The sequence below is a fragment of the Amycolatopsis deserti genome (genome assembly GCF_014653945.1).
Taxonomy (GTDB): Bacteria; Actinomycetota; Actinomycetes; order Mycobacteriales; family Pseudonocardiaceae; genus Amycolatopsis_E; species Amycolatopsis_E deserti.
The window spans coordinates 54577-74797 of the sequence record NZ_BNAU01000013.1; the positions used below are offsets into that span (position 1 = coordinate 54577).

General features: G+C 71.6%; 18 protein-coding genes. 10 read left to right on the plus strand and 8 right to left on the minus strand.

What is annotated here, in order from left to right:
- The first annotated feature begins 38 nt into the window (after nt 1-38).
- Nucleotides 39-386 carry an ArsR/SmtB family transcription factor gene (locus IE290_RS35975; protein ID WP_191249205.1) on the plus strand — a complete coding sequence of 116 codons (348 nt, stop codon included), beginning with the start codon at nt 39-41 and terminating at the stop codon, nt 384-386.
- Here IE290_RS35975 and IE290_RS35980 read toward each other — a convergent pair.
- Nucleotides 367-1011 carry a LysE family translocator gene (locus tag IE290_RS35980; protein ID WP_191249206.1) on the minus strand — a complete coding sequence of 215 codons (645 nt, stop codon included), beginning with the start codon at nt 1009-1011 and terminating at the stop codon, nt 367-369. The genes IE290_RS35975 and IE290_RS35980 overlap by 20 nt on opposite strands.
- 73 nt (nt 1012-1084) lie before the next feature.
- Here IE290_RS35980 and IE290_RS35985 point away from each other — a divergent pair, with 73 nt between their 5' ends.
- The 7 genes from IE290_RS35985 to IE290_RS36015 all read left to right on the plus strand — a co-directional run bounded on the left by IE290_RS35985 (nt 1085) and on the right by IE290_RS36015 (nt 6648).
- Nucleotides 1085-1588, plus strand: coding sequence for a DUF6069 family protein (locus IE290_RS35985; protein WP_191249207.1), 504 nt, complete (start codon nt 1085-1087; stop codon nt 1586-1588).
- Between the two features lie 32 nt (nt 1589-1620).
- Complete coding sequence (locus IE290_RS35990) at nt 1621-2787, plus strand: winged helix DNA-binding domain-containing protein (RefSeq protein ID WP_191249208.1); 1167 nt, start codon at nt 1621-1623, stop codon at nt 2785-2787.
- Between the two features lie 149 nt (nt 2788-2936).
- Nucleotides 2937-3941 carry a type I glyceraldehyde-3-phosphate dehydrogenase gene (gene gap / locus IE290_RS35995; RefSeq protein ID WP_191249209.1) on the plus strand — a complete coding sequence of 335 codons (1005 nt, stop codon included), beginning with the start codon at nt 2937-2939 and terminating at the stop codon, nt 3939-3941.
- A 4-nt stretch (nt 3942-3945) separates the two neighbouring features.
- The gene (locus tag IE290_RS36000; RefSeq protein ID WP_191249210.1) at nt 3946-5154 is read left to right on the plus strand and encodes a phosphoglycerate kinase; all 1209 of its coding nucleotides are present in this window, start codon (nt 3946-3948) and stop codon (nt 5152-5154) included.
- The gene (tpiA, locus tag IE290_RS36005) at nt 5154-5939 is read left to right on the plus strand and encodes a triose-phosphate isomerase (protein ID WP_191249211.1); all 786 of its coding nucleotides are present in this window, start codon (nt 5154-5156) and stop codon (nt 5937-5939) included. The genes IE290_RS36000 and tpiA overlap by 1 nt, the downstream gene beginning before the upstream one ends.
- Before the next feature lie 75 nt (nt 5940-6014).
- Nucleotides 6015-6245, plus strand: a complete 231-nt coding sequence (gene secG / locus IE290_RS36010) for a preprotein translocase subunit SecG (protein WP_091507503.1) — start codon at nt 6015-6017, stop codon at nt 6243-6245.
- Nucleotides 6246-6306: 61 nt separating this feature from the next.
- Nucleotides 6307-6648 (plus strand): RNA polymerase-binding protein RbpA, encoded by a 342-nt coding sequence (locus IE290_RS36015; protein ID WP_026153205.1) that lies wholly within the window; start codon nt 6307-6309, stop codon nt 6646-6648.
- 142 nt (nt 6649-6790) lie between these two features.
- Here IE290_RS36015 and IE290_RS36020 read toward each other — a convergent pair whose 3' ends face one another.
- The 7 genes from IE290_RS36020 to tkt form a co-directional block, all read right to left on the minus strand.
- Nucleotides 6791-7987: a sensor histidine kinase gene (locus IE290_RS36020; protein WP_191249212.1), complete on the minus strand. Its 1197-nt coding sequence runs from the start codon at nt 7985-7987 to the stop codon at nt 6791-6793.
- Between the two features lie 443 nt (nt 7988-8430).
- Complete coding sequence (pgl, locus tag IE290_RS36025; RefSeq protein ID WP_191249213.1) at nt 8431-9210, minus strand: 6-phosphogluconolactonase; 780 nt, start codon at nt 9208-9210, stop codon at nt 8431-8433.
- Entirely contained in the window at nt 9210-10196 is a 987-nt protein-coding gene (gene opcA, locus IE290_RS36030; protein ID WP_191249214.1) for a glucose-6-phosphate dehydrogenase assembly protein OpcA, read from the minus strand. Before opcA ends, pgl begins: the two co-directional genes overlap by 1 nt.
- Nucleotides 10193-11725 carry a glucose-6-phosphate dehydrogenase gene (gene zwf / locus IE290_RS36035; protein ID WP_191249215.1) on the minus strand — a complete coding sequence of 511 codons (1533 nt, stop codon included), beginning with the start codon at nt 11723-11725 and terminating at the stop codon, nt 10193-10195. The genes opcA and zwf overlap by 4 nt, the downstream gene beginning before the upstream one ends.
- Entirely contained in the window at nt 11722-13338 is a 1617-nt protein-coding gene (locus IE290_RS36040) for a phosphoglucose isomerase-related protein (RefSeq protein ID WP_191249216.1), read from the minus strand. The genes zwf and IE290_RS36040 overlap by 4 nt, the downstream gene beginning before the upstream one ends.
- A 4-nt stretch (nt 13339-13342) precedes the next feature.
- Nucleotides 13343-14452, minus strand: a complete 1110-nt coding sequence (gene tal / locus IE290_RS36045) for a transaldolase (RefSeq protein ID WP_191249217.1) — start codon at nt 14450-14452, stop codon at nt 13343-13345.
- 22 nt (nt 14453-14474) lie between these two features.
- The gene (gene tkt, locus IE290_RS36050) at nt 14475-16580 is read right to left on the minus strand and encodes a transketolase (RefSeq protein WP_191249218.1); all 2106 of its coding nucleotides are present in this window, start codon (nt 16578-16580) and stop codon (nt 14475-14477) included.
- A gap of 298 nt (nt 16581-16878) precedes the next feature.
- Between tkt and IE290_RS36055 the strand changes: the two genes are divergently transcribed.
- Nucleotides 16879-17856 (plus strand): heme o synthase, encoded by a 978-nt coding sequence (locus tag IE290_RS36055; RefSeq protein WP_094008068.1) that lies wholly within the window; start codon nt 16879-16881, stop codon nt 17854-17856.
- An 86-nt stretch (nt 17857-17942) separates the two neighbouring features.
- Nucleotides 17943-20210 carry an AAA family ATPase gene (locus IE290_RS36060; protein ID WP_191249362.1) on the plus strand — a complete coding sequence of 756 codons (2268 nt, stop codon included), beginning with the start codon at nt 17943-17945 and terminating at the stop codon, nt 20208-20210.
- Nucleotides 20211-20221: the final 11 nt, after the last annotated feature.

Sequence of the window (20221 nt, forward strand, 5' to 3'; positions counted from 1 at the left end):
GCTCCTGCCGTCTACAGTGTTCGATGGAGGTCGACCACATGAGTGTACGACAGCAATCGAACAGTGCGCGAGCGCGCGGGCTGACCCACGTCCACCCGAAGGACGTGCCGCTGCAGGACGCGCTGACCGCGGTCGCCGACCCGGTGCGCCGCGCGATCCTGCGCGAGCTGGCCGGGCTGCCCGACTGGACCAAGGCGTGCGGCACGTTCGACCTGCCGGTCACGAAGGCCACCCGCAGCCACCACTTCGCGGTCCTGCGCGCGGCCGGCCTGATCGAACAACGGGACGAGGGCCCGCGACGGCTGAACCGGCTGCGCCGCCCCGAGTTCGACGAGGCCTTCCCCGGGCTGCTGGACCTGGTGCTGACTAGTCCTTCCGACCGTTGAGCGCCAGCCCGGCGCCCAGCCCGATCATCACCAGCCCACCGGTGCCGCCGACCAGTTCGAGCCGCTTCGGGGAGCGGGCGAACCACGTCCGAGCCGCGCCCGCCACCAGCGCCCACGCGCTGTCCGACACCAGCGCGATCACCGGCAGCGCGATGCCCAGCACCAGGATCTGCGCCACCACGCCACCGGCCGCCTGCTCGACGAACTGCGGCAGCACCGCGGCCAGGAACACGATCGACTTCGGGTTGGCGAACCCGACGACGAACCCGTCGCGCAGCACGGTGAGCGTCCGGCCGCGCGTGGCGGGCACCGCGTCCGCCAGCGCCTCCGACAGCTTGCGCCGGTGCCGGATCGCCTGCACGCCCAGGTAGACCAGGTACCCCGCGCCGGCCAGTTTGATCACGGTGAACACCGCCGCCGAGGTCTGCACGATCGCGCCCATCCCGAACGCGATCGCCACGACCTGCGCGTACACACCTCCCGCGTTGCCGACCACCGTGAGCAACGCGTCCCGCCGGCCCACGGTCAGCGCGCGGCTCACGGTGAACAGCACGCTCGGACCGGGGACGACCACCATCACGAACACCAGCGCGGCGAAGGCCGCGAAGTGGCTGGGGGAGACCATCGGCCGAGCGTATCGGCGCCGCCACCCGGGTGACGAATGTTTATCCGCCGATCACCCCGCCAACCCCGGGACGGTGACCGGATACCCGCCCAGTGACCCGACCGAGCCCGACTACGGCCGGCTGTGGGCCGGCGGGGTGGCGACCGCGGTCGTCGCCGCGCTGGTGGCCGTCGTCGGCCTGCTGATCGCCCGCGGCCTGTTCGACGTCGCCGTCCTGGCCCCCAAGGGCAACGGCATCTGGGGCAACGCCAACACCGTCACCTACGCGCTGTGCGCGGCCGCCGCGGCGCTGCTCGCGACCGGGCTGATGCACGTGCTCAGCCTCGGCACCTCGGCGCCCGGCCAGTTCTTCGGCTGGATCATGGTGCTGATCACCGCGATCGCGATCGTGCTGCCGCTGACGCTGGCCGTGAAGGTGGACGCCAAGATCGCCACGGCGCTGATCAACCTCGCGATCGGCGCGGTCATCGCGATGCTGGTGAGCACGGTGGCCGCCACCGCGCGCCGCCGCCGCCGGGACCGCGAAGCGCACACGGCCACCCTGAAGTGGGACCAGGGCCCGCACTACTACTCCTGAAAACTGTCGGTGCCCGGTGGTAGAACCGCCGGGTGAACAGGAAACTGGGGAACCACCAGCGCCGCGCCCGGCTGGTTGTCCGGCACCACCTCGCGGCGCCCGCCGACGGGCCGGAACAGGTCGCCGAGAGCCTGGTCGCGCTGCACGCGACCGATCCGGCCACCGTCCACCTCTCGGTGCTGGCCCGCTCGGCGGCGAGCACCACCGACGTCGAACGCGCGCTCTACGACGACCGCACCCTGGTGCGGATGCTCGGCATGCGGCGCACGATGTTCGTCGTCCCGCGGGGGCTCGTGCCGGTCGTCCAGGCCGCCTGCGCCGACGACATCGCCATCCGCGAGCGCAAGCAGCTGATCAAGCACCTGGCCACCGCCGACCTCGAGGGCGACCTCGACGCCTGGCTCGCCGAGGTCGAGGAGGGCGCCCACGCCGCACTCCGGGCGCGGGAACCGGCGTTCGCCCAGCAGGTCGCGGACGGCGAGCCCCGCCTGCGCACCGAGATCGTCATGGCCGCGGGCAAACCGTACGAAGCACGCGGCTACATCACCAACCGCGTGCTGTTCCTGCTCGCCGCCCGGGGCCGGATCGTGCGCGGACGTCCCCGCGGCACCTGGCTGTCCACCCAGTACGCGTGGTCCACCACGGAAACCTGGCTGCCCGGGCTCGAACCGGTGGACGCCGAGACCGCCCGGGTGGAGCTGGCCCGCCGCTGGCTGCGCGCCTTCGGCCCGGCTCCGGTCGCCGACCTGAAGTGGTGGACCGGCTGGACCGCCGGGCAGGTCAAGAAGACGCTCACCGCGATCGGCCCGGTGGAGGTCGATCTCGACGACGGCCCGGGCATCGCGCTGCCCGGCGACGACGAGCCGGTCCCCGAGCCCGGTCCCGTCGCCGCGCTGCTGCCCGCCCTGGACCCGACCCCGATGGGCTGGCAGGACCGGAGCTGGTTCCTCGGCGCGCACCAGGCGCGGCTGTTCGACCGCACCGGCAACATCGGCCCGACCGTCTGGTGGGACGGCCGCATCGTCGGCGGGTGGGCCCAGCGGCCGGACGGGGACATCGCGATCCGTCTGCTGGAGGACATCGGCGCCGACGGAACGACGGCCGTCGACGCCGCCGCCGAACGGTTGCACGGCCGCCTGGGCGGGGTCACCGTCATACCGAAATTCCGGACGCCCGTCGAGCGAGATCTGTCATCTTGATCGTCGTCTTGATCGATTCCCCACGGTGGTGCACATCTCGTTAGGGTGTGCGAGTACACGCAGGCCAGCACCGCTAGGGTTGGCCTCGAGCCCGAAGATGTGTGCCCGGTTCTCGCGGGGACCGGGACGAACCCGAGGAGAGAGCAGCAGTGACGGTTCGCGTAGGTGTGAACGGCTTCGGTCGGATCGGCCGCAACTTCTTCCGCGCCGTGCAGGCCGCGGGTCACGACATCGAGGTGGTCGCGTTCAACGACCTCGGCGACGTCGCCACCATGGCGCAGCTGCTCAAGTACGACAGCGTCCTGGGTCGCTACCCCGAGGAGGTGACCGTCGGCGACGACGGCATCGTCGTGGGCGGCAAGACCATCAAGGCGCTCGCCGAGCGCGACCCGGCCAACCTGCCCTGGGGCGACCTGGGCGTGGACGTCGTCGTCGAGTCCACCGGCTTCTTCACCAACGCCGACGCGGCGAAGGCCCACATCGCGGGCGGCGCCAAGAAGGTCATCATCTCCGCGCCCGCCAAGGGCGAGGACCTGACCGTCGTGCTGGGCGTCAACGACGACCTCTACGACGGCTCGCAGACGATCATCTCCAACGCGTCCTGCACCACCAACTGCCTCGGCCCGCTCGCCAAGGTCCTGCACGAGGCCTTCGGCATCGAAAAGGGCCTGATGACCACCATCCACGCCTACACGCAGGACCAGAACCTGCAGGACGGCCCGCACAAGGACCCGCGCCGCGCCCGGGCCGCCGCGCTGAACGTCGTGCCGACCTCCACCGGCGCCGCCAAGGCCATCGGCCTGGTCCTGCCTGAGCTCAACGGCAAGCTGGACGGCTACTCGCTGCGCGTCCCGGTGCCCACCGGCTCGATCACCGACCTCACCGTCGACCTGGCCAAGAAGGCTTCCGTCGAGGAGATCAACGCCGCGTACAAGGCCGCCGCCGAGGGCCCGCTGGCCGGCATCCTGCGCTACAGCGAGGACCCGATCGTCTCCAGCGACATCGTCAACGACCCGGCCTCGTGCATCTTCGACGCGCCGCTGACCAAGGTCATCGACAACCAGGTCAAGGTGTTCGGCTGGTACGACAACGAGTGGGGCTACTCCAACCGCCTCGCGGACCTGGTCAAGCTCGTCGGCTCGAAGCTCTCCTGAGGCCATGGCTGTCAAGACTCTCGAAGACCTGCTGGCCGAGGGTGTCTCCGGGCGGCGCGTTCTGGTCCGGTCGGACCTGAACGTGCCGCTCGACGGCTCGACCATCACCGATGACGGCCGGGTGCGCGCCGCGCTGCCGACCATCCGGAGCCTGGCCGAGGCCGGCGCGAGGGTGATCGTCGCGGCCCACCTCGGCCGTCCCAAGGGCACCCCCGAGGCCAAGTACTCGCTGCGCCCGGTCGCCGACCGGCTCGGCGAGCTGCTCGGCAAGGAGGTCCGCCTGGCCGGTGACGTGGTCGGCGAGCAGGCCCGCGCGGTCGTCGCCGGCCTGGCCGACGGCGACGTCGCCCTGCTGGAGAACGTGCGGTTCGACCCGCGCGAGACCAGCAAGGTCGAGGACGAGCGGGCCGAGCTGGCCCGCGACCTCGCGGCCCTGACCGGAGAAGGCGGCGCGTTCGTCTCCGACGGTTTCGGCGTGGTGCACCGCAAGCAGGCCTCGGTCTACGACGTGGCCCGCGCGCTGCCCGCCTACGCCGGCGGCCTGGTGCTCGCCGAGCTGGAGGTGCTGAGCAAGCTCACCGGCGCCCCGCAGCGGCCGTACGTGGTCGTGCTCGGCGGGTCGAAGGTGTCGGACAAGCTCGCGGTGATCGAGGCGCTGCTGCCGAAGGTGGACCGCCTGCTCATCGGCGGCGGCATGGCCTTCACGTTCCTGGCCGCCCAGGGCCACAGCGTCGGCTCCTCCCTGCTCGAGCAGGACTACGTGGAGACCGCGCGCAAGCTGCTGGCCGAGCACGCCGACAAGATCGTCGTGCCCTCCGACGTCGTGGTGGCGGACAAGTTCGCGGCCGACGCGGCCACTGACACGGTCGCCGCCGAGAAGATCCCGGACGGCTGGATGGGCCTGGACATCGGCCCGCGCACCACCGAGCACTTCGCGGCCGAGGTGGCCGCGGCGAAGACGGTGTTCTGGAACGGCCCGGCCGGCGTGTTCGAGATGGCCCCGTTCGCGGCCGGCACCAAGGGTGTCGCGCAGGCGATCGCCGACTCGGAGGCGTTCAGCGTGGTCGGTGGTGGCGACTCCGCGGCCGCGGTGCGCGTGCTGGGCCTGCCGGAGGAGAAGTTCTCGCACATCTCCACCGGTGGCGGCGCCTCCCTGGAGTACCTCGAGGGCAAGGAGCTGCCGGGCGTCGCGGTGCTGGAGGGTGGTGCCTGATGGCGCGCAAGCCGTTCATCGCCGGCAACTGGAAGATGAACCTCAACCACCTCGAGGCCATCGCCCTGGTGCAGAAGATCGCCTTCTCGCTGCCGGAGAAGTACTACGCGAAGGTCGATGTCGCGGTGCTGCCGCCGTTCACCGACATCCGGAGCATCCAGACCCTGGTCGACGGCGACAAGCTGCTGCTGACCTACGGCGCCCAGGACCTCTCGCCGCACGACTCCGGTGCCTACACCGGTGACGTGTCCGGTCCGATGCTCGCCAAGCTCGGCTGCTCCTACGTGACGGTCGGGCACTCCGAGCGGCGCGAGTACCACCACGAGGACGACGAGCTGGTCGGCAAGAAGGTCCGCGCCGCGATCAAGCACGGCATCAAGCCGATCCTGTGCGTCGGCGAGAAGCTCGAGGTGCGGGAGGCCGGCGGCCACGTCGACCACTGCCACTCGCAGCTGCTCGCGGCGCTCAAGGGTCTCAAGGCCGAGCAGGTCCGCGAGGTCGTGGTGGCGTACGAGCCGGTGTGGGCCATCGGCACCGGCAAGGTCGCGACCTCGACCGACGCCGAGGAGGTCTGCAAGGCGCTGCGCGGCGCCCTGGCCGACAAGTACGGCTCCGAGGTGGCCGACGAGGTCCGCGTGCTCTACGGCGGGTCGGTCAAGTCGGGCAACATCGCCGAGCTGGTCGCGTGCGACAACATCGACGGGGCGCTGGTCGGCGGGGCGAGCCTGCAGGCCGAGGAGTTCACCAAGCTCTGCGCGCTGGCTGCGGGTGGGCCGCTGCCGTAACCGGGGGGTCGGCGAGTAGTCTGGCAACCTCAGACCGTCACACGATCAGGCAACTCCCGAAGACCAGAGGATGAGATGAAGCTGTTCCTGCAAATCCTGCTGATCGCGTCCAGCGTGCTGCTCGTGATCGCCGTGCTGCTGCACCGCGGCCGCGGTGGCGGGTTGTCCTCGCTGTTCGGGGGTGGCATGCAGTCCAGCCTCGCGGGGTCGAGCGTGGCCGAGAAGAACCTCGACCGCATCACCCTGCTGCTGGGCGCCGTCTGGCTGATCAGCATCGTGGGCCTGGGCCTGCTGCTGAAGGTGTGACGGCCTGAACGCACGGGCGTGCCTATGGGGGGTGCGCCGCCTATCCACACTGTGAGGATTCATGGTTGGCGGTAACGCAATCAGAGGCACCAGGGTCGGTGCCGGTCCGTCCGGTGAGTCGGAGCGCGGTGAGGCCGCTCCCCGCCGCCGGGTGTCGTACTGGTGTGCCAACGGGCACGAGTCCAAGCCGTCGTTCGCCATGGACGCGGAGGTGCCGGACGAGTGGGACTGCCCGCGCTGCGGGCTACCCGCCGGCCAGGACGAGAAGAACCCGCCGGCCGCGCCGCGGACCGAGCCGTACAAGACCCACCTGGCGTACGTGAAGGAACGGCGCAGCGACGCCGACGGCGAGGCCATCCTCGCCGAGGCGCTCGAGCGGCTGCGTCAGCGCCGTCAGATCTGAGGAAGCGCTTTCCCGGACACGGACCCGCCTCGCCGGCGCGCACCGGCGGAGCGGGTCCGTTCTGCGTTCCGGACCTCGCCCGGCCCTGACGCGGGCTTCAAGCCGCCGGAGGGCAGCACGCCGAGCCCGCGACGCCCCTGTCTCAGACGCCCAGCGGGTAACGGGCCCGCACGCGGAAGCCGCCGTCCTCGGTGGGGCACGTTTCCAGGCTCCCGCCCAGCAGGCGAGCCCGTTCGGCGAGGCCGGTGAGCCCGTAGCCGCCCGAGGGGAGTTCCGTCGCCTCGTGGCAGGGGCGCTCGTTGCGCACCTCCACGCTCAGCGCGCCGTCCTCACCACGCACGAGGACCGTCGCGGTGGCGCCGGGCGCGTGTTTGCGCACGTTGGTCAGCGCCTCCTGCACCGTGCGGTACGCCGCCGCCGACACCTTCGGGGGCACGTCCTCGGGCACCTCGTCCATCGTCAGCCGCACCGCGACCGCGCTGTCGTGCACCAGCCTGCCGAGCTCGGCGATCCCGGGTTGCGGGCCGTCGTCCTCCAGGCCGGACCGCAGCACACCCACCAGCGAGCGCAGCTCCTCCAGCGTGCGGGTGGACAGCTGCCGGATGACCTCGGCGGTCTGCCGCGCCGACGGCGAGTCCTGCGCGGTGAGCACCCCCGCCTGCATCGCGATCAGGGTGATGTCGTGGGAGACCACGTCGTGCATCTCGCGCGCCAGCCGCGCCCGCTCCTCGGCGCGCACGGCGTCCGCGGTGAGCTTGCGTTCCCGGTCCCGGCTGGCGGCCAGCTCGCCCAGCTTCTGGGACAGCTGCGCGCGGGCGCCGATGAGCAGCCCGATCGCGATCGGCATGCCGGCCACCAGGACGCCGTAGATGCCGTCCAGGACGTGTTCGCGCCAGCTCAGCTGCGCGAAGTCGCTCGGCGGCCACTGCACGAACCGGCACATCCACACCAGCGCCGCCCCGACCCACACCTGCCAGTGGGTCTGTTTGCGGGTGGCGAGCATGCCCAGCGCGATCATCGCGGCCAGCTGCGACCAGCCGGTGAGGAAGCCGGGCACGGTCAGCAGCACCACGCCGAACGGCATCCAGCGACGGCCGGCCAGCGCCAGGCAGGCGAGCCCGGACAGGTAGATCGAGTACGGCGGCGCCTTCTCGGGGATGACGAGCCAGACGTCGAGCACGGCGATGAGGATGGCGGTGGCGTCGATCGCGAGCGGCAGCCACACCGCCCGCCGCGCGAGCGCCGCCCGGCGGGAGCGGGTGCCGCCGTGCGCCCGGTCGGCGGCCCCCGCGCCTGGGCCGCCGACCGAAATCCCGATGGAGAGTCCCTCGGTGCTCATGGTTTGGACCTCACTCGTCTTGTGGACTGCCTATGAGAGTCCGAAGTCACCCGATCGGGACGCGAGTGGCCGCAACAATGTGCGGATGCTAACGGGAACCTCACACGGGTGCGGGAAACACCGGAGGCGTGCGGGGGAGGGGAATGCTCATGGGCGAGGGGACGCGGGCCGCCAGCGCGGTGGCCTGGCGTTGATCGGCGAGGCCGCCGACGGGCGGCGGCTCGGCTGCGCTCACCCCGGCTGCCGGGTTCCGCCGGGCCGACGGCGATCCCAGGACACTGGGAAGGCGACCTGATCATCGGCAAGGACGGTGCTTCCGCGATCGGCACCCTGGTCGAACGACCGCCCACGCAAAACGCTCGGCTGGGACACCCAGCCGAGCGCTTCGCGAAACTCCTGACCCAAGCCAGTTGATCAGTTGTGTTGCAACGACCCCACTCAAGTCACGCTGTGGGCGGCAGGTACACGTTCGACAGCTTGCCCGCCGCCGCGCGGTCGAGCAGCCACAGCGTCCTCCGCTGGCCCCGGGCGCCCGCCACGGGCACCTGCACCTCGCCGGCACCGGACAGGGCCAGCGCGACCGCGTCGGCCTTCGCCTCACCCGTCGTCATCAGCCAGACGTCGTGCGAGCGCCGGATCGCGGGCAGCGTCAGCGACACGCGCGTCGGCGGGGGCTTCGGGCAGTTGCGCACCGCCACCACCGACCGCTCGGTCTCGTACACCGCCGGAGACTCCGGGAACACCGACGCCGTGTGGCCCTCGCCGCCGAGACCGAGCAGGCAGATGTCGAACTGCGGCACGTCGCCGTGGTCCTCCGGCTTCGCGTTGTCCGCCAGCACCTGCGCGTACGCCGCCGCGGCCGCGTCCACGTCGTCGCCGAACTCGCCGTCTGAGGCCGCCATCGCGTGCACCCGCTTCGGGTCGACGGGCACGTGGTCCAGCAGCGCCTCGCGGGCCTGCTTCTCGTTGCGCTCGTCGTCGTCCGCGGGCACGAACCGCTCGTCGCCCCAGTAGATGTCCAGCCGCGACCAGTCCACCGCGTCCCGCGCGGGGGAGCGGCGCAACTGCTCCAGCACCGCGATCCCGGTGCCGCCGCCGGTGAGCACCACCGACGCCGACCCCTTCGCGGCCTGCAGATCCACCAGGCGCGTCACCAGCCGGGCCGCCGCGGCCGCCGCCAGCAGCTCACCGTTGGCGTAGACCACCACTTCCGAAGAAGCCATCACGCGCTCGCCTTCGCCGACTTGGCCGGCTTCTTCGCGGGCGCCTTCTTCTTGGCGGCGCCCACCGAACCCGAGGCCAGCTTGTCCAGGCCCTGCAGCGACGCCTCGAACACCTCGTCCGGATCGAGCCGCCGCAGCTCCTCGATCAGGCAGTCCTTGGTGTTGCGCCGGTGCAGCGCGATCCGCCGCGTCGGCTGGCCCGGCTGCATGAGCGTGCCCACCTTGCCGTCCGGCCGGTGCAGCGCGATCGCACCCGAGCGGCGCTCCAGCTCCACCGACACGATGCCCTGCGCCGTCGTGGTCTTCACCCGGCGCACCGGCACCTTCAGGTACTCGGCGAGCCAGCCAGCCAGCAGCTCGGTCGACGGCGAGTCGGCCTCACCGGTCACCGTCGCGCCGGTGACCTTCTCGTACGGCGGCAAGTCCAGCGCCGCGACCAGCTGGGCACGCCAGTTGGTCAGCCGCGTCCACGCCAGGTCCGTGTCACCCGGCACGTACGCCTTCCGCCGCGCCGACAGCGCTCTTATCGGGTTGCGCTCCGCCGCCGAGTCGGTGATCCGGCGCTGCGCCAGCTCCCCGATCGGGTCCTGCGCCGGCACCTTCGGGCCGGAGCTGGGCCACCACGCCACGATCGGCGCGTCGGGCAGGAGCAGCGGGATCACCGCGCTCTGCCCCTGCGACGCCAGCGGCCCGTACAGCCGCAGGATGATGACCTCGCTCGCGCCGGCGTCCCCGCCGACGCGGATCTGCGCGTCGATCCGGGCCGCGGCCGTGCGCGACCCGCGGGCCAGCACGATCACCCGGCACGGGTGCTCGCGGCTGGCCTCGTTGGCCGCGTCGATGTGCTCCTCCAGGTGCTCGCCGTCGTCGTCGACGATCACCAGCGTCAGCACCCGGCCCAGCGCGACCGCGCCACCGCGCTCACGCAGCTCGACCATCTTGCGGTTGACCTGCGAGGTCGTGGTCGAAGGCAGGTCGATGATCACGGGCGCCTCCAGTTCCGGCCGCTGCGCTCCAGGACCTCGTCCGCCGACGGCGGACCCCAGGTGCCCGGGGGATAGGGCTCGGGCGTGCCGTTCTTGGCCCAGAACTCCAGGATCGGGTCGAGGATCTCCCAGGACAGCTCGACCTCTTCGTTGACCGGGAACAGCGACGGCTCGCCGAGCAGCACGTCCAGGATCAGCCGCTCGTAGGCCTCCGGCGAGGACTCGGTGAAGGCGTGCCCGTAGCCGAAGTCCATCGTGACGTCGCGGACCTCCATCGTGGTGCCCGGCACCTTCGAGCCGAACCGCAGCGTCACGCCCTCGTCCGGCTGCACCCGGATCACCAGGGCGTTCTGCCCCAGCTCCTCGGTCGAGGTGTAGTCGAACGGCAGGTGCGGCGCCCGCTTGAACACGACCGCGATCTCGGTGACCCGGCGGCCCAGCCGCTTGCCGGTGCGCAGGTAGAACGGCACCCCGGCCCAGCGGCGGTTCTGCACCTCCAGCGACACCGCGGCGTAGGTCTCGGTGGTCGAGTCCTTCGCGAACCCGGCCTCCTGCAGCAGGCCCGGCACCTTCTTGCCGCCCTGCCAGCCGCCGGTGTACTGGCCGCGCGCGGTGGTCTCGGCGAACGGCTGCATCGGCTTGGTGGCGCGCAGAACCTTGATCTTCTCCGCCCGCAGCGCGCGCGGCTCGAACGACAGCGGCTCCTCCATCGCGGTGAACGCGAGCAGCTGGAGGAGGTGGTTCTGGATCACGTCCCGCGCCGCGCCGATGCCGTCGTAGTACCCGGCGCGACCGCCCAGGCCGATGTCCTCGGCCATGGTGATCTGCACGTGGTCGACGTAGTTGGCGTTCCAGATCGGCTCGAACAGCTGGTTGGCGAAGCGCAGCGCGAGGATGTTCTGGACGGTCTCCTTGCCGAGGTAGTGGTCGATGCGGAACACCGACTCCTCGGGGAAGACGTCGTTGACGATCGCGTTGAGCTCCTTGGCGCTGGCCAGGTCGTGGCCGAACGGCTTCTCGATCACCACGCGGCGCCACGACTCGTCGTCGGAGGTCGCCAGGCCCGAGCGGGCCAGCTGCTTGGTCACCACCGGGAACGCGCTGGGCGGGATCGACAGGTAGAACGCGGTGTTGCCACCGGTGCCGCGCTCGGCGTCCAGCTCGCGCACGGTCTGCGCGAGCCGGTCGAACGCGTCGTCGTCGTCGAACGTGCCCTGCACGAAGCGGATGCCCTCGGCGAGCCGGTTCCACACCGACTCGCGGAACGGGGTCCGGGCGTGCTCGGCGACCGCGTCGTGCACGAGCTGCCCGAAGTCCTCGTTCTCCCAGTCCCGCCGCGCGAAACCGACCAGCGAGAACCCGGCGGGCAGCAGACCGCGGTTGGCCAGGTCGTAGATGGCCGGCATCAGCTTCTTGCGGGAGAGGTCACCGGTGACGCCGAAGATCACCAGGCTGGACGGCCCGGCGATCCGCGGCAGCCGCTTGTCGCGGGGATCCCGCAGCGGGTTGTTCCACCCCTTCGTTGTCACTCGGCCTCCTGTACGGCGCGCATCAGCTCGGCCAGGCCCGCGGCCCGGTCGGTCAGGTGCAGCCGCAGCACCGGACGGCCGCGCTCGGTCAGCACCTGGCCGTCGCCGAGCGCTTGCGCGTGCTGCAGCTGGCCCAGGGTGTAGGGCCGGTCCGGCACGTCGAGGTCGTGCTCGTTCGCGCCGGTGATCTGCAGGAAGATGCCGTTCTGGTGACCGCCCTTGTGGTACTGGCCGGTCGAGTGCAGGAACCGCGGCCCCCACCCGAAGGTGGTCTGCAGCCCGGTCCGCTTCGCCAGCTCGGGGCGCAGCAGCGCCGCCGAGGCGTCGTCGAGCCGGTCCAGGTACGCCTGCACCGCCAGGTAGCCGCCCTCCGGCGCGGTGGCCAGGAACTCCCGCAGCACGTCGGACAGCGAGCCGTTCCCGCTCACCCCGGCGGGGGCGAAGATCTCCACCGCGTCGTCCACCGCGCTCGGCGTCTCGCCGCCGGACAGCTTCGACGGGTCGTCCAGCAGCGAGCGGGCGGCCTTCTTCGCGGCCTCCACGTCCGGCTGGTCGAACGGGTTGATCTTCAGCAGCCGCCCGGCGATCGCGGTGGCGAACTCCCACAGCAGGAACTGCGCGCCGAGGGAGCCGGTGGTGGCGATCTTGGCAGCGCCGGTGACCGGGCCGATCGCGACCGGGGTCGCGTCCGCGCCCGCGTCGGCGAACCCGGGCGCGGCCGGGCCGTCCACGGCGACCGGCAGCAGGCCGGTGCCGAGCTTGCCGGTGGACTCTGCGATCAGCTGCTCGGCCCAGTCGGCGAACCCGGTGATGCCGGACCCGGTGTCGGCCAGCACGACCTTCTCCGCGCCCGCGTTGTGCGCGGCGCCCCACGCGGCGGCCAGCTTGACCGCCGGGTTGTCGGCGCTGTCGGCGCCGAGCACCTGCGCGGCCGCCGCGGCCTGGTCGAGCAGCCGGGCGATGTCCGCCCCGGCCAGCCCGGCGGGCACCAGCCCGAACGCGGTGAGCGCCGAATAGCGCCCGCCCACGTGCGGGTCGGCGAGGAACACCTTGCGGTACCCCTCCTTCTCGGCCAGCTCCGACAGCGGCGAGCCCGGGTCGGTGACCACGACGATGCGGCGCGCGGCCTCGATCCCGTTGTCGGCGAACGCCTTCGCGAAGATCCGGCGGTGGCTGTCGGTCTCCACCGTGCCGCCGGACTTCGACGACACCACCAGCACCGTGCGCTGGAGGTCACCGGCGAGCGCGTCGGCGACCTGGCCCGGGTCGGTGGTGTCCAGCACGGTCAGCGCCACGTTCTCGGTCGCCGCGATGACCTCCGGCGCGAGCGAGGAGCCGCCCATGCCGGCCAGGACGACCCGGTCGACGCCCTCGCTCCGCAGCTCCTCGCGCAGCGCCTCGATCTCGCCGATCAGCGGCCGCGACGACTTGTGCAGCGTGGTCCAGGACAGCCGGATCGAGGCCTCGGACTCGGCGTCCGGACCCCACAGGGTGGGGTCCTGCGCCGCGACCTTGGAGGCGACCTGGTCGGCGACGAGCTCGTCGACCAGCGGAGCCGCCTGCGCGGCCAGCTCCTCGTCGCTGATCGTGACGGTCAGCTCTTCCCCCACCACGGCGTCAGCCCTTCGCCTTCTCGAGCTGGCCGGTGACGGTCTCGAGCAGCTCGGTCCAGGACTTGTCGAACTTCTCCACGCCCTCGTCCTCCAGCGTGCGGAAGACGTCCGGGATGTCGATGCCCACCGCGGCGAGCTTGTCGAACACCTCCTGGGCCTGCGCGCCGGTGCCGGTGACCTGGTCGCCCTCGATCCGGGCGTGGTCGGCGACCGCGTCCAGGGTCTTCTCCGGCATCGTGTTGACCGTGCCGGCCACGACGAGCTGGTCGACGTAGCGGGTGTCGGAGTAGGACGGGTCCTTCACGCCGGTGGAGGCCCACAGCGGGCGCTGCGGCCGCGCGCCCGCGGCGGCCAGGGCCTGCCAGCGGTCGGTGGCGAACAGCTCCTCGTAGGCGGCGAAGGCCAGCCGGGCGTTGGCGATGGCGGCCTCGCCGCGCAGCGCCTTGGCCTCGTCGGTGCCGATCGCGTCCAGGCGCTTGTCGACCTCGGTGTCCACCCGGGACACGAAGAACGACGCGACCGACTCGATGGTGGCGAGGTCGTGGCCGTTGGCCTTGGCCTGCTCCAGGCCGGCGAAGAAGGCGTCGATCACCTTGCGGTAGCGCTCGACCGAGAAGATCAGCGTGACGTTGACGCTGATGCCCTCGGCCAGGGTCTTGGTGATCGCCGGCAGACCCTCCTCGGTGGCCGGGATCTTGACGAAGATGTTCGGCCGGTCGACGGTCTTCCACAGGTCCTGCGCCTCGGCCACGGTCTTGTCCGCGTCGCGGGCCAGGCTCGGGTCGACCTCGATCGACACGCGGCCGTCCACGCCGTTCGTGCGGGTGTAGACGTCGCGGAACAGGTCCGCGGCGTTGCGCACGTCGGTGGTGGTCAGCTCGCGCACGACCGCGTGGACGTCGGCGCCGCGGGCGGCCAGCTCACGCACCTGGTCGTCGTAGGCCTCGCCCTTGGACAGGGCGTTGGCGAAGATCGTCGGGTTGGTCGTCACGCCGGTCACGTGCCGGTCGCGGATGAGCCCGGCCAGGTTGCCGGAGTTCAGCCGTTCGCGGGACAGGTCGTCGAGCCAGATGGACACGCCGGCCTGCGTCAGCTGAGCAAGGTTGTCGCTCATGACTTCATCCCCTTTTCGGTGATCAGGAGTTCTTGGTCTTGGCGAGCGAGCGGCGCGCGGCGTCGACCACGGCGTCGGCGGTGAACCCGAACTCGCGGAACAGGGTCTGGTAGTCGGCCGAGGCCCCGAAGTGCTCGATCGAGACGATCTCACCGGCGTCGCCGACCCAGCGGTACCACGGCTGCGCGATGCCGGCCTCGACCGACACGCGGGCCTTCACACCGCTGGGCAGGACCGACTCGCGGTAGGACTCGTCCTGCGCCTCGAACCACTCGACGCACGGCACCGACACCACCCGGGTGGGCACGCCGTCGGCCTCGAGCGTCTTGCGCGCCTCGACGGCCAGCTGGACCTCGGAGCCGGTCGCCATCAGCACGACCTCCGGGGCGCCGGAGGAGGCGTCGGCGAGCACGTAGGCGCCCTTGGCGACCTTGTCCGCCGAGGTGCCCTCGAGCACCGGGACGTTCTGGCGGGTCAGCGCCAGGCCCGACGGGTGGCGCTTGTCCTCCAGTGCGGCCTTCCAGGCACCGGCGGTCTCGTTGGCGTCGGCGGGCCGGACCACGTTCAGGCCCGGGATGGCGCGCAGCGACGCCAGGTGCTCGATCGGCTGGTGCGTCGGGCCGTCCTCGCCCAGGCCGATCGAGTCGTGCGTCCACACGTAGATGACCGGCGCGTGCATCAGCGCGGCCAGCCGCACCGGCGGGCGCATGTAGTCGCTGAACACCAGGAAGGTCGCGCCGTACGGGCGGGTGCCGCCGTGCAGCGCGATGCCGTTGAGGATCGAGCCCATGGCGTGCTCGCGGACACCGAAGTGCAGCGTGCGGCCGTAGGGGTTGGCCTGCCACATGCCCGTGGAGGCCTTCTCCGGGCCGAACGAGTCGGCGCCCTTCATCGTGGTGTTGTTGCTCTCGGCCAGGTCGGCCGAGCCGCCCCACAGCTCCGGCAGCACGTCGGCCAGCGCGTTGAGCACCTCACCGGAGGCCTTGCGGGTGGCGATGCCCTTGGCGTCGGGCTCCCAGCTGGGCAGCTTGTCGGCCCAGCCCTCGGGCAGGTCGCGGGTGGCCAGCCGGTCGGCCAGCTTCTTGCGCTCCGGGTTCGCCGCGGCCCACGCGTCGAAGCGCTCCTGCCAGGCGGCGCGCTCCTGCTTGCCGCGCTCGAGCGCCTTGCGGGTGTGCTCGAGCACCTCGTCGTCGACCTGGAAGCTGCGCTGCGGGTCGAAGCCGAGGATCTCCTTGACCGCGGCGACCTCGTCGGCGCCCAGCGCGGCGCCGTGCGCCTTGCCGGTGTTCATCTTGTTCGGCGCCGGGTAGCCGATCACGGTGCGCAGCAGGATGAACGACGGGCGGGTGGTCTCCGCCTTGGCGGCCGCGATGGCCTCCTCGATCGCCACGACGTCCTCGCCGCCCTCGACGACCTGGACGTGCCAGCCGTAGGCCTCGTACCGCTTCGCGGTGTCCTCGGACAGCGCGATGTTGGTGTCGTCCTCGATCGAGATCTTGTTGTCGTCGTAGATGACGACCAGGTTGCCCAGCTCCTGGCGGCCCGCGATGGACGAGGCCTCGGAGGTCACACCCTCCTCGATGTCGCCGTCGGAGGCGATCACGAAGATGTGGTGGTCGAAGATGCTCTCGCCGGGCGCGGCGTCCGGGTCGAGCAGGCCGCGCTCGCGGCGGGCGGCCATCGCCATGCCGACCGCGTTGGCCAGGCCCTGGCCCAGCGGGCCGGTGGTGGTCTCCACGCCCTTGGTGTGCTGGTACTCCGGGTGGCCCGGGGTCTTCGAACCCCACTTGCGCAGCTGCTTGAGGTCCTCCAGCTCCAGGCCGTAGCCGGCGAGGAACAGCTGGATGTAGAGGGTCAGGCTGGAGTGCCCGGCGGAGAGGACGAACCGGTCACGCGCAGGCCACTCCGGGTCGCTCGGGTCGTGGCGCATGATCCGCTGGAAGAGCGAGTACGCCACCGGCGCCAGGCTCATCGCGGTGCCGGGGTGACCGCTGCCGCAGTTCTCGACCGCGTCGGCGGCCAGCACCCGGACGGTGTCGACCGCACGGGTGTCGAGGTCGGTCCAGTCGGCGGGCAGGTTCCGCCGCAGCAATGGGTTGTTCTCGCTGATGGAGGCGATATCGGACACTGAACTCGAACTCCCCGTCCTTCTCGGTGGCAACTCTTCTGTTCGTGGGGGTCTTCGCGCGCGCAGGCTCCACTCATCTCAATCGATCCCGAAGAGACGATATTCCTGCTAGCGGGCGTGCGCACGACCACAAGCGCAACCCCGGGCGCCAGCCTAGTAGGTCGGGTACCCGGCGCCTCCGGGGCCGACACACGCGGCTGGCGCACCCCGGTGCACGCGGGGTGCGAACCCGGCGATTACGATCGGTGGCGGTGCCGGGCCGCCCTCGGTGCCACCGAATCTGACTCAGGGAGCGGAATTGTCGTTGGTGAACGCTGCGCACGGGCGCAGTGACAGCACCAGCGCTGTCGACCCCGGAGGCGAGCGCCCGCGTGGTCTGCGGCGCGTGAGCCGGATCGTCGGCGCCTACGTCGCCCTGACCAAGCCTCAGGTCATCGAGCTGCTGCTGGTCACCACCATCCCGGCGATGTTCCTCGCCGCGCGCACGATCCCGTCGCCGTGGCTGATCCTGGCGACGCTGGTCGGCGGCACCATGGCCGCGGGCAGCGCGAACGCGCTCAACTGCGTGATCGACGCCGACATCGACAAGGTGATGAACCGGACCAAGCGCCGCCCGCTGGTGCGGGACTCGGTGCCCCGGCGCAACGCCCTGGTGTTCGCGCTGGCGCTGGGCGCCGGTTCGTTCGCGATGCTGTACTTCACGGTGAACCTGCTGGCCGCCGTGCTGGCGATCGCGACGATCCTGTTCTACATCTTCGTCTACACGCTGGTGCTCAAGCGGCGCACGGCGCAGAACGTGGTGTGGGGCGGGGCCGCCGGCTGCATGCCGGTGGTGATTGGCTGGGCCGCGGTCACCGGCACCGTGCAGTGGCCGGCGTTCGTGATGTTCGCCGTCATCTTCTTCTGGACGCCGCCGCACACCTGGGCGCTGGCGATGAAGTACAAGGACGACTACGAGCGCGCCGGCGTGCCGATGCTGCCGGTGGTCGCCACGGCCGAGCACGTGGCCCGCCAGATCCTGATCTACTCGTGGGTCATGGTCGGCTGGACGCTGCTCCTGCTGCCCGCGACCAGCTGGCTGTACGCGAGCTTCGCGGTGCTGGCCGGGTCCTGGTTCCTCTTCTACGCGCACCGCCTGTACTCCGGTGTCAAGCGCGGCGTGGAGACCAAGCCGATGGCGCTGTTCCACCGGTCGAACACGTACCTGATGATCCTGTTCTGCGCGCTGGCGGTCGACTCGGCGATCGGCCTGCCCACCCTCGGCCTGCCGTTCTGACGCGGGCCGGGAATTCCCCGGCGCCGGCCTTCGTTGATCCCAGGCCGACCACTCACCCGAACGCCGAAAGCAGGTTGCACTTGTCCGTGGCTGGGGACCGGGAACCGCAGAACACGACCGACCTTCAGCACGAGCAGGACTACGTGTCCATGCTCTACCGCAAGCTCGACGCCGAGCGCGAAACCACCGAGCGCCGCCTGGAGCGGGCGCTGCGCTCACACGGGGAGACCCCGCAGGAAAGCGCCGAGCGGGACGCCGCCAGCAGCCTCCACCACGAGCGGCTGGCGCAGCTCGGCTCGGTCGAGCAGGGCCTGTGCTTCGGCCGGCTCGACTTCCACGACCAGCAAGCGCCCGCCTACATCGGGCGGCTCGGGCTGTTCGACTCCGACGGCGACTACGAGCCGCTGCTGCTGGACTGGCGCGCGCCCGCGGCGCGGCCGTTCTACCTGGCCACCGCCGCCTCGCCGGAGGGCGTGCGGCGGCGCAGGCACATCCGCACGCTCAGCCGCAAGGTCGTCGGCCTCGACGACGAGATCCTGGACCTCCGCGCGGTCGACGGGCAGCAGGCCGACCTGGGACTGGCCGGGGAGGCCGCCCTGCTGGCCGCGCTGGAGCGCAAGCGCACGGGTGAGATGGGCGACATCGTCGCCACCATCCAGGCCGAGCAGGACGACATCATCCGCGACGAGCTGGGCGGCGTGGTCGTCGTGCAGGGCGGGCCGGGCACCGGCAAGACCGCCGTGGCCCTGCACCGGGCCGCCTACCTCCTCTACACCTACCGCCAGCAGCTCGCCTCGCGCGGTGTGCTCGTGGTCGGCCCGAACAGCACGTTCCTGCGCTACATCGGCCAGGTCCTGCCCTCGCTCGGCGAGACCGGCGTGCTGCTGTCCACGATCGGGCAGCTGTTCCCCGGTATCCGGGCCCGTGGCGCGGACAGCCGGGAGGCCGCCGAGGTCAAGGGCCGCCCGGTCATGGTCGACGTGCTCACCCGGGCCGTCGCCGACCGCCAGCGGGTGCCGGAGGAGAAGTTCGAGGTCGCCTTCGACGACGACGTGCTGGTGCTGGACCGGGACGTGGTGGAACGAGCCCGCGACAAGGCCCGGCGCACCCGCCGCCCGCACAACCTCGCGCGGCGGGTGTTCGTCGACGCGATGCTCGACGCGCTGACCGAGCGGGCCACGGTCCGCATGGAGGTCGACCTGTTCGCCGGCGTGCCGGACATCCCGCTCGCCGCGGGCGAGGACGCCGACGCGCCGGTGCTGGACGCGGGCGACCGGGTGGAGATCCGCAAGGAACTGTCCGAGTCCGACACCGTCGCGGCCGCGCTGGACGAACTGTGGCCGAAGCTCACCCCCCAGCGGCTGTTGCGTGACCTGTTCGCCGACGCCGACCGGCTGCTCAGCGCGTCCGAGGGGCTGCTGTCCGACGATGACCGCGCGGCGCTCAAGCGCCCGGCGCGGTCGCCGTGGACGCCCGGCGACGTGCCGCTGCTCGACGAGCTGGCCGAGCTGCTCGGCGAGGACGACGCGGCCGAGCGGGAGGCCCGCGAGCGGCGGGAGCGCGAGGAGCGCGCCTACGCCGAGGGTGTGCTCGACATCATGGACCAGGACGAGGAGCTCCTGGACGAGGACCAGATCAACATCGCCGACATCCTGGACGCCGAGCTGTTCGCCGAGCGGCAGGAGCGCAGCAGCCACCTGACCGCCGCGCAGCGCGCCGCCCGCGACCGCACCTGGACGTTCGGGCACGTCATCGTCGACGAGGCGCAGGAGCTGTCGGCGATGGACTGGCGGCTGCTCATGCGGCGCTGCCCGAGCCGGTCGATGACCGTGGTCGGCGACGTCGCGCAGACCGGCGCGCCCGGCGGCGCGTCGTCCTGGCGGGACATGCTCGAACGCTACGTCGGCGACCGGTGGCGCCTGCGCGAGCTGACGGTCAACTACCGCACGCCGGTGGAGATCATGGACCTCGCCGCGGAGGCACTGCGCGAGGTCGACCCGGACCTGCGGGTGCCGGCGTCGGTGCGGGAGACCGGGGTGCGGCCGTGGCGCGCGCCGCTCGGCTCGCGGCCCCTGACGTCCATTGTGGACGAGGAGGTGGCGGCCGCGGACGGCGGCACCGTGGCGGTGCTGGTCCCCGCGTCCCGGCTCGGCGCGGTCCGGTCCGAACTGGACGGTCACGCGGAGGCGGTGTCGGTGCTGACCGTGGCCGAGGCCAAGGGATTGGAATTCGACGGGGTCGTGGTGCTGGCGCCGGAGGAGATCGTGGCGGAGTCGCCGCGCGGGTGGAACGACCTGTACGTGGCGTACACGCGGGCCACCCAGCGCCTCGGGATTCTTTACACGGAGCGCTAACCCGGGCAAAC